The sequence below is a fragment of the Streptomyces sp. NPDC001668 genome, from assembly GCF_042893155.1.
Classification (GTDB): Bacteria; Actinomycetota; Actinomycetes; order Streptomycetales; family Streptomycetaceae; genus Streptomyces.
Window position 1 is genome coordinate 1179790 of sequence record NZ_JBIAUQ010000001.1, and the last position, 12387, is coordinate 1192176.

At 72.0% G+C, this 12387-nt stretch carries 10 protein-coding genes; 3 read left to right on the top strand and 7 right to left on the bottom strand.

Going from position 1 to position 12387, the window contains the following annotated elements:
- The first annotated feature begins 190 nt into the window (after positions 1-190).
- Positions 191-1093 carry a peptidoglycan recognition protein gene (locus ACFYZ8_RS05245; protein ID WP_388536320.1) on the top strand — a complete coding sequence of 301 codons (903 nt, stop codon included), beginning with the start codon at positions 191-193 and terminating at the stop codon, positions 1091-1093.
- A gap of 5 nt (positions 1094-1098) precedes the next feature.
- Here the strand turns inward: ACFYZ8_RS05245 and ACFYZ8_RS05250 are convergent, their stop codons facing one another.
- Entirely contained in the window at positions 1099-2226 is a 1128-nt protein-coding gene (locus ACFYZ8_RS05250; protein WP_388535188.1) for a lipid II:glycine glycyltransferase FemX, read from the bottom strand.
- A 159-nt stretch (positions 2227-2385) separates the two neighbouring features.
- Between ACFYZ8_RS05250 and ACFYZ8_RS05255 the strand changes: the two genes are divergently transcribed.
- Positions 2386-2631, top strand: coding sequence for a hypothetical protein (locus ACFYZ8_RS05255; protein ID WP_388535187.1), 246 nt, complete (start codon positions 2386-2388; stop codon positions 2629-2631).
- 59 nt (positions 2632-2690) lie between these two features.
- Here ACFYZ8_RS05255 and ACFYZ8_RS05260 read toward each other — a convergent pair whose 3' ends face one another.
- The 4 genes from ACFYZ8_RS05260 to ACFYZ8_RS05275 form a co-directional block, all read right to left on the bottom strand.
- Positions 2691-3209, bottom strand: a complete 519-nt coding sequence (locus ACFYZ8_RS05260; RefSeq protein WP_388536318.1) for a DUF4240 domain-containing protein — start codon at positions 3207-3209, stop codon at positions 2691-2693.
- A gap of 77 nt (positions 3210-3286) precedes the next feature.
- Entirely contained in the window at positions 3287-4264 is a 978-nt protein-coding gene (locus tag ACFYZ8_RS05265) for a helix-turn-helix transcriptional regulator (RefSeq protein ID WP_388535184.1), read from the bottom strand.
- A 94-nt stretch (positions 4265-4358) separates the two neighbouring features.
- Positions 4359-7061 (bottom strand): pyruvate dehydrogenase (acetyl-transferring), homodimeric type, encoded by a 2703-nt coding sequence (gene aceE / locus ACFYZ8_RS05270; RefSeq protein WP_359034515.1) that lies wholly within the window; start codon positions 7059-7061, stop codon positions 4359-4361.
- A 493-nt stretch (positions 7062-7554) separates the two neighbouring features.
- A complete protein-coding gene (locus ACFYZ8_RS05275; protein ID WP_359034517.1) occupies positions 7555-8178 on the bottom strand; it encodes a GntR family transcriptional regulator in 624 nt (207 codons plus the stop codon).
- Positions 8179-8391: 213 nt separating this feature from the next.
- Between ACFYZ8_RS05275 and ACFYZ8_RS05280 the strand changes: the two genes are divergently transcribed.
- On the top strand, positions 8392-9033 hold the full coding sequence (locus ACFYZ8_RS05280) for a hypothetical protein (RefSeq protein WP_388535179.1): 642 nt from the start codon (positions 8392-8394) through the stop codon (positions 9031-9033).
- Between the two features lie 59 nt (positions 9034-9092).
- Here ACFYZ8_RS05280 and sucB read toward each other — a convergent pair whose 3' ends face one another.
- Both sucB and lpdA read right to left on the bottom strand, forming a co-directional pair.
- On the bottom strand, positions 9093-10907 hold the full coding sequence (sucB, locus tag ACFYZ8_RS05285; RefSeq protein ID WP_388535177.1) for a 2-oxoglutarate dehydrogenase, E2 component, dihydrolipoamide succinyltransferase: 1815 nt from the start codon (positions 10905-10907) through the stop codon (positions 9093-9095).
- Between the two features lie 75 nt (positions 10908-10982).
- Positions 10983-12371 carry a dihydrolipoyl dehydrogenase gene (gene lpdA, locus ACFYZ8_RS05290; protein WP_359034523.1) on the bottom strand — a complete coding sequence of 463 codons (1389 nt, stop codon included), beginning with the start codon at positions 12369-12371 and terminating at the stop codon, positions 10983-10985.
- Positions 12372-12387: the final 16 nt, after the last annotated feature.

Consider the following 12387-nt stretch of genomic DNA (forward strand, 5'->3'; position numbering starts at 1 on the left):
CCGCTCCCCGGCTCCGCCGATGCCCGAACCTTCGGGCGCGCCCCCCGCCGCGACCCCCGCGCCCGGCACCCGGCCGGCCAGCCCCGGCCGAGCCCAGGCTCCGGCGACCCCCACGCCCGCAGGAACATCCCCCGCACCGCCCCCCGGCTCCATGTCCACGCCACCTGGCCAGTCGGAGGGGTCGGCCTTCCTGGGGACCTCGGAGAGAGCTCCCTCCCTGGATCCCACGCCCGCTGACGAGCCCGCACCCGCCCCGAACCCGGCCGCCCCTGATCAGCCCACGCCCCCCGGACCCCGCCGACGAGCCCCCCGTATCTCCCGCCCCCTCCTGGTCTGCATCCCCGCCCTCGCCGCGGTGCTCGTGCTCGTGCTCGTGCTGTGTGTCGTCGTGGGCAGGGAGGGCACGGGCTCCGACAAGGCCGCGCGGAGCGGCACCGGGGTCCGGCACGGGGTGGCCACGCCTGGTGCGGCCAGGCCGCACATCGTGCCGAGGTCGGTGTGGGCCGCCCGCACCGGTGAGGCGAACGCCGCCGTCCGCACCCCGCCGCCCCCGCACTACGACGACAAGGTGCTCGCGGTCTTCGTGCACCACACCGACTCGCCCAACGACTACGACTGCGCCGACGCGCCCCGCATCATCCGCTACCTCGCCGCCGGCCAGACCGGCGCCCGGGACTGGGACGACATCGGCTACAACTTCCTCGTCGACCGCTGCGGCACCATCTACGAGGGCCGTGCGGGCGGCGTCGACCGTCCCGTCACCGGCGCCCACACCCTGGGCTTCAACCACCGCACCGCGGGCATCGCCGCCCTCGGCACCTTCACCGCCGGCGTCCACGTCCCCCGGGCGATGGCGGACGCGATCGCCGCCCTGGCCGCCTGGAAACTCGGCCTCGCCGACATCGACCCGCGCACCACCGTCCGGCTCACCTCCAGCAACAGCCTCAGCCGCTACAAAGCCGGCACCACCACCGCGCTGCCCGCCCTCGCGGCCCACGGCGACGCCTACATGACGACCTGCCCCGGTGCCGCCCTCAAGGCCCTGCTGCCGCAGATCAGGAAGACCGCGGCCCGGCTCCAGGGCAGGACCTGACCCGGTCACCTGCGGCCGAGATACACCCCCAACGCCCGCTGGAGCACCCTGCCCTGGAGCCCCACCGGCCGTTCCCACTCCCCGAGGTACTCCACGACCCGGCCCCCGGCCCCCGTCTTGAAGTGGAGCCGGCCCAGCAGACGGTCCTCGTCGAGGGAGGGCGTGACGGAACGCAGGTCGTACGTCGAGGCACCGGCCGCCCGCGCATCGCACAGCATCCGCCACAACAGCGCGCTGCTGGGCCGTACTTCCCGCCCCCGGCGGCCGGACGAGGCGTAGGAGTGCCAGACCCGGGAGCCGACGTTGATCATCAGCGCGGCGGAGAGCACCTCGCCGTCGTACTCGGCGAGATAGAGCCGCAGCCGGTCGGAGTCCTCGGCGTTCAGGGCCTCCCACATGCGCCGGAAGTAGACCGGAGGGCGGGCCCGGAAGCCGTCGCGGGCGGCGGTCGCGGCGTAGAGGCGGTAGAAGTCGGGCAGGTCGGCGGCCGTGCCCCAGGAGACCCGGACACCCGCCGACTCGGCCGTGCGCAGGGACTGCTCGAAGTGCGGTGCGAGCCCCTCGCGCAGGTCGTCCACCGAGCGGCCCGCCAGCGGGATGTGACAGCCGTACCGCGGCTGCCCGGGGCCGAAGCCGCTGTCCTCGTCGGCCGCGCAGCGCCGCCACCCGAGGCCGCGCAGCCGCTCCCCGGCGTCCAGCGCGAACCCGTCGACGCCTGCCGCGGGCAGCTCGCGCACATGGTGGACGTCGGGGTCGGAGATGCCCGCGGTCACCGTCCCGGCGTCCCAGTGCCGCACGACCACGGGCGGCCCCATCCGCACCGAGAACGCCCCGCGCTTCTCCAGGTGGGCGACGAGGGGATCCAGCAGGCGCTCCGGGCGTGGGCCGAGCCAGTCGATCGCGGGCCCGTCGGGGAGATAGGCGAGACAGCGCCGGGTGCCGGGCAGCGGCCGGTACAGGACGAGCGCCGCCGCGATCCGCGTCCCGTCCTCGAACCAGCCCACGCTCTCCGCGAGCCAGTCGGGCTTCACGTCGGCCCACTCGGGGATCTGCAGATGGCTCACGTCGGGATGCAGCCGCAGGTGGGCGAGATGCTCCTCGCGCGTGATCTCGCGCACGTACGGGCTGGTCATGGGCGGGGTGCTCCTGTTCGGGGCGGCCACGGTAAGCCGGGAGTCACGGCGGGGGTCAAGAGCGCGAGCCCTCACAGGTTCCTCGTAGGCGGCTCAAGGACCACGCCGAAACAGCCGCCCTATCGTCATGCACACGCACTGACTGGAGGTGGGGAAGAAATGAACAGCAGTCACATGAACACCACGAGCACCATGGAGAAGGCCGGCGGCTGGACCCGCACCGCCCGCGGCCCCTGGGCGGTCGTGTGCGCCGTCGCGGCCGTGGTCCTCGGCCCGGCCGCAGTGACCGCGTCCGCGCTCGACCAGGCCAACGCGGCCCCGATGCACCACGCGGTGAAGGCTGACCAGACGCAGGCGTACATCCCGACGGACACGACCCGGCGCAGGACCACGACAGCGGCCTGAGACCGGCGGGCGGCCCTGACGGGGGCTCAGCCCCCGAACCGCTCCCACAGCACGGGGGCTCAGCCCCTGAACCGCTCCCACAGCTTGGGATACCGCTCCGCCAGCACCCGGTCGCTCTCCAGGTCCACCGGCGCGCCGAGCGGCTCGGAGGCCGCGGGCGGAATGCCGAGGTCGGGAGCGACGGCACCGGTGAGCTGCTCGTAGGCCTCGTCGGCCGCGTAACCCAGTTCCTCGCCGTCGCCGTCGATCTCCTCGTCGAAGTCGGCCAGCAGGTCGGCGAGGGAGTCGGGGTCGTGCACCGCGCCCTCGTACACCTCGCGGCCCTGGCCGATCAGCCAGCACCGGAAGAAGTCGAAGGCGTCGTCGCTGGCCCCGTCCAGCAGGATCCAGGCGGCGCCCCACAGGTCCCAGGTGTACGCGCGGTTGAAGCGGGCCTCGAAGTGACGGGCGAAGTCGAGGACCATCTCCGGGTCCAGCGCCAGCAGCCGGTCCACGAGCAGGTCGGCCTGCTCCTCGGGGTCGCCCTCGGCGGCCTCGCGGGTGGCGTCCACCAGCTCCCAGAACTCCGTCTCGTCCATCACGGGTCCAGCATCGGGCCTCAGGGGGTGCGGCGCACGTGGAGTGCGGCGGATTGTTATGTCCCGAACAGAGACCTTCACGTGCCGTACAGCCCCGCCAGACGTACGGCGTCCCGCGCGAACCGCGCCCGCAGGCTCTCCGGAGCCAGCACCTCCACCTCCGGCCCCAGCGAGGCGAGCTGCGCGTGCGCGACCTCCTCGGACTCCACCGGCAGGGTCACCGTCACCCACCCGTCGCCGTCCGGCGGCCCGGCCGCCGCCAGCGCCTCCCGGACGGGAGCGGCGGGATCGACGGCGTACGGCACTCTGTGCGCCCCTGCCTCGGACAGCCGTACGACGACCTCGGCCCGCAGGATCGAGCGCGCGAACTGTTCGGCCCGCTCCTCCCAGAAGCCCGGCAGGTCGAACTCCTCGTCCCGCTCGAACCGATGCTCGTCGGCCGTGACCTCCGTGAACCGGTCGATGCGGTACACCCGGTAGGAACCGGCCCCCGGAATCCGCGCGCACAGGTACCAGACGCCCGCCTTGAGCACGAGTCCGTACGGCTCCAGCTCCCGCTCCACCTCGCCCTCCCGGCCGCGGTAGCGCGCGGTGACCCGGCGGTCGTCCCACACCGCGTCGGCGATGGCGGGCAGCAGCTCGGGGGATTTCGGCTCGGTGAACCAGTTGGGCGCGTCGAGATGGAAGCGCTGAGCGGCGGTCCGGGAGGCGTCGCTGAGGGAGGGGAGCAGCGCGGCGGACACCTTCAGCCGGGCGGCGGAAGCCGCGTCCTCCAGCCCCATCTCCCGCAGCGCCCCCGGCACTCCGGACAGGAACAACGCCTCGGCCTCACCGCGGGCCAGCCCGGTCAGCCGGGTCCGGTACCCGCCGATCAGCCGGTACCCGCCGGCCCGCCCCCGGTCGGCGTACACCGGAACCCCCGCCTCCGACAGCGCCTGGGCGTCCCGCGTCACCGTCCGCTCCGACACCTCCAGCTCCCGCGCCAGCTCGCCGGCGGTCATGGAGGGCCGGGACTGGAGCAACAGCACCATCTTGATGAGCCGGGCAGCACGCATACGGCCATGATGCCGGGGGCCACTGACAGTGAAGGGGCACGGCAGCCGCCGTACCCCTTCGCCGAAGCGCCCAAGTGCCGAGCAGCTCAGAGCCTCACAGCCCGTACTTCTCCCGCGCTTCCTTCACCGCCGTCGCCTTGACCTCGCCGCGGCGGGCCAGCTGGGCCAGGGCGGCGACGACGACCGACTCGGCGTCGACGCCGAAGTGGCGGCGGGCGCCCTCACGGGTGTCGGAGAGGCCGAAGCCGTCCGCGCCGAGCGACGACCAGTCCTGCTCGACCCACTGCGCGATCTGGTCGGGCACCTGGCGCATGTAGTCGGAGACCGCGAGCACCGGGCCCTCGGCACCGTGCAGCGCCTGACGGACGTACGGGACCCGCTCCTCGCCGCGCAGCAGACCGGCGTCGGCCTCCAGCGCGTCACGGCGCAGCTCCGTCCAGGAGGTCGCGGACCACACGTCGGCGGCCACGCCCCACTCCTCGGCGAGCATCCGCTGCGCCTTCAGCACCCAGTGGATCGCCGTGCCGGAGCCGAGGAGCTGGATGCGGGGGGCGTTCGCGACCGGGGAAAGGCCCGCGGACTCCGCCGTGTTGAAGCGGTACAGGCCCTTGACGATGCCCTCGTCGATGCCGAGACCGGACGGCTTGGCGGGCTGCGGAAGCGGCTCGTTGTAGACCGTCAGGTAGTAGAAGACGTTCGGGTCCTCGCCGGGGGCGGCCTCGCCGTACATGCGGCGGATGCCGTCGCGCACGATCGTGGCGACCTCGTAGGCGAACGCCGGGTCGTACGTCAGCGCCGCCGGGTTCGTCGCCGCGATCACCGGCGAGTGACCGTCCGCGTGCTGGAGGCCCTCGCCCGTCAGCGTCGTACGGCCCGCCGTGGCGCCGACCAGGAAGCCGCGGCCCAGCTGGTCGCCGAGCTGCCACATCTGGTCGGCCGTGCGCTGCCAGCCGAACATCGAGTAGAAGATGTAGAACGGGATCATCGCCTCGCCGTGCGTCGCGTACGACGTCGAAGCGGCGATGAAGTCGGCCATCGAACCGGCCTCGGTGATCCCCTCGTTGAGGATCTGGCCGTTCTGGGCCTCCTTGTAGTACATCAGCTGGTCGCGGTCGACCGGCTCGTACGTCTGGCCCTTGGGGGAGTAGATGCCCAGGGACGGGAAGAGGCTCTCCATGCCGAAGGTGCGCGCCTCGTCCGGGACGATCGGCACCCAGCGCTTGCCGGTCTCCTTGTCGCGGACCAGGTCCTTGATCAGGCGGACGAAGGCCATCGTGGTCGCGACGTTCTGCGAGCCCGAGCCCTTGTCGAAGGAGGCGAACGCCTTCTCGGCGGGGGCCGGCAGCGGGGCCACCGGGTGGACGCGGCGGGCCGGGGCCGGGCCGCCGAGGGCCGCGCGGCGCTCCTGGAGGTAGCGCACCTCCGGGGAGTCGGCGCCCGGGTGGCCGTAGGGGACCACGCCGTCGACGAAGTCGCTGTCCTTGATGGGCAGTTCGAGCAGGTCGCGCATCGTCTTGAACTCGTCCACCGAGAGCTTCTTCATCTGGTGGTTGGCGTTCTTCGACGCGAAGCCCTCGCCGAGGGTGTGGCCCTTGACCGTCTGGGCCAGGATGACCGTCGGCGCGCCCTTGAACTCGACGGCGGCCTTGTAGGCGGCGTACACCTTGCGCGCCTCGTGGCCACCGCGGGAGAGGTGGAAGCACTCCAGGATCTTGTCGTCGGACAGCAGCTTCGCCATCTCGACGAGCGCCGGGTCCTTGCCGAAGAAGTCCTGGCGGATGTAGGCGGCGTCGCGGGTCTGGTACGTCTGCACCTGCGCGTCGGGTACCTCGCGCAGCCGTCGTACGAGGGCGCCCGTGGTGTCGAGCTGGAAGAGCTCGTCCCAGGCGTTGCCCCACAGCGACTTGACGACGTTCCAGCCGGCGCCGCGGAACTGGGCCTCCAGCTCCTGCACGATCTTGAAGTTCGCGCGGACCGGGCCGTCGAGGCGCTGGAGGTTGCAGTTGATGACGAAGGTGAGGTTGTCGAGGCCCTCGCGGGAGGCCAGTGCGAGTGCCGCCGTGGACTCCGGCTCGTCCATCTCGCCGTCGCCGAGGAAGGCCCAGACGTGGGACTCGGAGACGTCCTTGATGCCGCGGGCCGTCAGGTAGCGGTTGAAGCGCGCCTGGTAGATCGCGGAGAGCGGGCCCAGGCCCATCGACACCGTCGGGAACTCCCACAGCCAGGGCAGGCGGCGCGGGTGCGGGTACGACGGGAGGCCGTCGCCGCCCGACTCGCGGCGGAAGTTGTCGAGGTGGTGCTCGGTCAGCCGGCCGTCGAGGAAGGCGCGGGCGTAGATGCCGGGGGAGGCGTGGCCCTGGATGTAGAGCTGGTCACCGGACCCGTCGGCCTCCTTGCCCTTGAAGAAGTGGTTGAACCCGGTCTCGTAGAGCCAGGCCGCGGAGGCGAAGGTGGCGATGTGGCCGCCGACGCCGTATTTGGAGCCGCGGGTGACCATCGCGGCCGCGTTCCAGCGGTTCCACGCGGTGATGCGGGCCTCCATCTCCGGGTCACCGGGCAGGCCCGGCTCCGCGGAGGTGGGGATGGTGTTGACGTAGTCCGTCTCGAGGAGCTTCGGCAGCGCGATGCCGTTGCCCTCCGCCCTCTCCAGCGTGCGGCGCATCAGGTACGCGGCGCGGTGCGGGCCGGCCGCCTTGGCGACGGCGTCCAGGGAGGCCTGCCATTCGGCGGTCTCCTCGGGGTCCCGGTCGGGGAGCTGGTCGAGCTCGCTCGGCTGGATGGCGTTGGGGTCGGTCATGTCGCCGCCTTCCTCAGTCGAAGGGGGGTGCCCTTTGTCTTTGGCAGGACAGGGCAGTGGGGCCTCGGTGGAAGCCCGTCGGCGACTCTAACTCCCTGATCGATGATCGATCAAAGGGTTCGGGGTAAAACTTCTCGATCTCGAGAAAGTAGGCACGGGGTGCCTTCGACGATGGCACCGAGTGACCGTGAAAACCGGGGTTATCGCAGGTCGGGGGCCGTTTGAGCGAGGGGGCGCTCGGGTGTTCGGCGACCTTCCTCGGGCGCCGGTGCACTCTGCTCCGCCAGACCTCGCTCGGTATGACGGCGCTGCGGTGGTGCCGAACCTTCAGGTTGTGCTCGCGTCGCGGGCGGGACATCGCGTCGCCGACCAGTGCCTCGCCATCGAGTTCCGGGCCGGCACCTCGCCGTGGTCGTCGACCACCTCGCCGGGGTGTTGTGCAGCCGGTCGAGGACCAGCAGCGGCCCCGTACGGACGGGCGCGTCACCCCCGGTCAGGCCCTCGGCGCGCACCCCAGGACATGCGCCTTCACGATCTCCGGGATCCGCGGATCCCGGCGCTTGAAGGCCGCCACCAGCTCGTCGTGCTCCTCCGCGTACGACTGCTGGACCGTCCCCAGCCAGCGGATCGACAGGGCCGTGAAGACCTCGATGCCCAGGCCCTCCCAGGTGTGCAGCAGCACCGAGTTGCCGGCCGCCCGCACCAGCTCGCGGTGAAAACCGACCGTGTGCCGCACCTGCCCCGTGCCGTCGGACTCCCGGTCCGCCTCGTACAGCGCGGCGACATGCGGCTCCAGGGCCGAGCAGTCCCGCGCCAGCCGCTCCGCCGCCAGCTCCGCCGCGATCGCCTCCAGGCCGGCCCGGACCGGGTAGCTCTCCTCCAGGTCGGCCGCCGTCAGGTTCCGCACGCGTACGCCCTTGTTCGGCGCGGACTCGATCAGCCGCAGCGACTCCAGCTCGCGCAGCGCCTCCCGCACCGGCGTCTGGCTGACCTCCAGCTCGGTCGCGATACGGCGCTCCACGATCCGCTCGCCCGGCTGCCAGCGCCCGCTGACGATCCCCTCCACGATGTGCTCGCGGATCTGTTCGCGCAGCGAGTGGACGACGGGCGCGGTCATGAGAGCTCCTTAAGGGCGTTTGACGTAAAGACAATAAGGCCGAGGGCCCGTCCGGGAGGGGCGCACGGGGGCGCTTTCATGCAGGTGAGACGAGGCTTACACGCTCCCAGCCGCACGACTTCTGTCAAGACACGGAACCCCGAGGCCCTGAGATGTGTCGCGTTCTCCAGGGGGTTCCCGCACGGGGCGCCCCTTCGCACCACAGGGGGACGCATGACCACCGGGGGACGACGAGGACTGGCCGTCGCGGCCGTGATCGGCGCGATCGTCGGCGTGGCGGGCTGCGGGCAGACGGCCACCCGGGTGACGGCCCAGCCGGCACCGAGCAGCACGGAAGCGATCACGGGGATGGCGGGCAGGGCCCCGAGCAGGGGCGGGGCCTGCGTGTTCGTCAAACCCGACGGCGCCCAGAAGTTCGGGCACGTCGGCTGGGGCTTCAAGGTCCCGGGCACCGGCCGCTGGGTCTACGGCGCCGTGGAGAACCCCAGCGGGAAGCTGTACACCCCGCCGGGCGGCGACATCGGGGCCTGGCACGCCGAGGGGCCGTACGACCGCATGCTCAGCGAGATGAGCACGTCGGAGCACCCGTACAGCCGTTACCGCTGCACCACGTCCTCGACGTACGACGTGGACAGGGCCCGGGCCATGATCCGTACGGTCGAGGCCCGCGGCTTCCTCGTCGGCGTCGACCCGAGGACCGGGAAGCTCACCTCGCGGGACTGCCTGGACGCCACCTACGACGTCCTGAAGGCGTACCGCACCAGGCACCTCACGCGCGCGCCGAAGCTGTCCATTCCCAATGTGTGGGTGGAGGAGCTGTGGGGCTGGTCGGACAGGCCGCTGACGCCCCGGTGAGACGACGGCGCCCCCGCCCGGAGAACTCCGGACGGGGGCACCGCGCACAACCGGGTGGCTTACAGGCCGAGCTCGACCTCGAACTCGCCCGCCTCCAGGATCGCCTTGACCGCGGTCAGGTAACGGGCCGCGTCGGCGCCGTCCACCAGACGGTGGTCGTAGGAGAGGGTCAGGTAGGTCATGTCGCGGACGCCGATGACCGTGCCCTCCTCGGTCTCGATGACCGCCGGGCGCTTGACCGTGGCACCGATGCCGAGGATCGCGACCTGGCCCGGCGGCACGATGATCGTGTCGAAGAGCGCACCGCGCGAACCGGTGTTGGAGATGGTGAAGGTCGCGCCGGACAGCTCGTCGGGCGTGATCTTGTTCGCGCGGACCTTGCCCGCGAGCTCCGCCGTGGCCTTGGCGATGCCGGCGATGTTGAGGTCGCCCGCGTGCTTGATGACCGGGGTCATCAGGCCCTTCTCCGAGTCCACCGCGATACCGATGTTCTCGGTGTCGAAGTAGGTGATCGTGCCTTCGCCCTCGTTGATCTTGGCGTTGATCGGCGCGTGCGCCTTCAGCGCCTGGGCGGCGGCCTTGACGAAGAACGGCATCGGGGAGAGCTTGACGCCCTCACGGGCCGCGAACGCGTCCTTGGCACGGGCGCGCAGCTTCATCAGACGGGTGACGTCGACCTCGACGACCGAGGACAGCTGCGCCTGCTCGTGCAGCGCCTTGACCATGTTGTCGCCGATGACCTTGCGGATGCGCGGCATCTTGACGGTCTGGCCACGGAGGGGGGAGGCCTCCAGGGACGGCGCCTTCTTGGCAGCGGCGGCCGGGGCGGCGGCAGCGGCGGGAGCCGGAGCAGCGGCGGCGGCCTTCGCGGCCTCGGCGGCGGCGACGACGTCCTGCTTGCGGATACGGCCACCGACGCCGGTGCCCTTGACGCCGGCCAGGTCGACGCCGTTCTCCGCGGCGAGCTTGCGCACCAGCGGGGTCACGTAGGCGCCGTCGTCACCGGAGGTCGCGGCGGGAGCCGGGGCCGGGGTGACCGGGGCGGGCGCGGGAGCCGGAGCCGCGGGCGCCGGGTCGGGAGCCGGAGCCGTCTGCTGCTGCGGGGCCGGAGCCGAGGGCGCCTGCGGGGCCGGAGCCGGGGCGGGCGCCGGAGCCGCGGGGGCCGGCGCGGGAGCGGGGGCCGGGGCGGGAGCGGGGGCCTCGGCGGCCGGGGCCGGGGCGGCGGGGGCCGGGGCAGCGGCCGGAGCCGCACCCGGGGCGCCGATGACGGCGAGCTTGGCGCCGACCTCGGCGGTCTCGTCCTCGCCGACCACGATCTCCAGCAGGACACCGGCGACCGGCGCCGGAATCTCGGTGTCGACCTTGTCCGTGGAGACCTCGAGCAGGGGCTCGTCCTCCGCGACCTCCTCGCCGACCTCCTTCAGCCACCGGGTGACGGTGCCCTCGGTGACGGACTCGCCGAGCGCGGGCAGGACGACGTCCGTGCCCTCGGCGGAACCGCCGCCGGAAGCGGCCTCGGCGGTGGGAGCGGGCGCCGGGGCGGCCTGCTCGGTGGACGGAGCGGCCGCGGCCGGCTCCGGGGCGGGCTCGGCGACCGGCTCGGCGGCCGGAGCCGGGGCAGCGGCCGGGGCGCCGGTGCCGTCGTCGATCACGGCCAGCTCGGCGCCGACCTCGACCGTCTCGTCCTCGGCGACCTTGATGGAGGCCAGGACGCCGGCGGCGGGGGAGGGGATCTCGGTGTCGACCTTGTCGGTCGAGACCTCGAGCAGCGGCTCGTCGGCCTCTACGCGCTCACCCTCGGCCTTGAGCCAGCGGGTGACGGTGCCCTCGGTGACGCTCTCGCCGAGCGCCGGAAGGGTTACGGAAACCGCCATGGTTTCGGTTGCTCCTTACGAATTGCGGAAGTCTGTGTCGTCGCGAAGACGCGGAGTCGCTTGTCGACCGAGGGATCAGTCGTGCGCGTGCAGCGGCTTGCCCGCGAGGGCCAGGTGCGCCTCGCCGAGCGCCTCGCTCTGCGTCGGGTGGGCGTGGATGAGCTGGGCGACCTCGGCCGGCAGCGCTTCCCAGTTGTAGATCAGCTGCGCCTCGCCGACCTGCTCGCCCATACGGTCGCCGACCATGTGGACGCCGACCACGGCACCGTCCTTCACCTGGACGAGCTTGATCTCGCCCGAGGTACCAAGGATCTTGCTCTTGCCGTTGCCCGCGAGGTTGTACTTCAGAGCGACGACCTTGTCCGCGCCGTAGATCTCCTTGGCCTTGGCCTCGGTGATACCCACGGAGGCGACCTCGGGGTGGCAGTACGTCACCCGCGGCACGCCGTCGTAGTCGATCGGAACGGTCTTCAGGCCGGCCAGACGCTCCGCCACCAGGATGCCCTCGGCGAAGCCGACGTGCGCGAGCTGGAGCGTGGGGACCAGGTCACCGACGGCGGAGATGGTCGGGACGTTGGTGCGCATGTACTCGTCGACCAGGACGTAGCCGCGGTCCATCGCGACGCCCTGCTCCTCGTAGCCGAGACCGGCGGAGACGGGCCCGCGGCCGACGGCCACCAGCAGCACCTCGGCCTCGAACTCCTTGCCGTCGGCGAGAGTGACCTTGACGCCGTCCTGCGTGTACTCGGCCTTCGAGAAGAAGGTGCCGAGGTTGAACTTGATGCCGCGCTTGCGGAACGCGCGCTCAAGAAGCTTGGAGGAGTTCTCGTCCTCGAGGGGGGCGAGGTGCTTGAGGCCCTCGATGATCGTGATCTCCGACCCGAAGGACTTCCACGCGGAGGCGAACTCGACGCCGATGACACCGCCGCCCAGGATGATCGCGGACTTGGGAACGCGGTCCAGGACGAGAGCGTGGTCCGAGGAGATGATCCGGTTGCCGTCGATCTCCAGGCCCGGCAGCGACTTCGGCACGGAGCCGGTCGCGAGGAGCACGTGGCGGCCCTGGATGCGCTGGCCGTTGACATCGACGGAGGTCGGCGACGACAGCCGGCCCTCACCCTCGATGTAGTGGACCTTCCGGGAGGCGACGAGGCCCTGGAGGCCCTTGTACAGGCCGGCGATCACGCCGTCCTTGTACTTGTGCACCCCGGCGATGTCGATGCCCTCGAAGGTGGTCTTCACACCGAACTGCTCGCTCTCGCGGGCCTGGTCGGCGATCTCGCCCGCGTGCAGCAGGGCCTTGGTGGGGATGCATCCCCGGTGCAGGCAGGTACCGCCGACCTTGTCCTTCTCGATCAGGGCGACGTCAAGCCCCAGCTGCGCCCCGCGCAGGGCCGCGGCGTAACCGCCACTACCACCGCCGAGGATCACTAGGTCGAAAACGGTGCTGGCGTCGTTCGCCACGTCACGTCCTCCATGC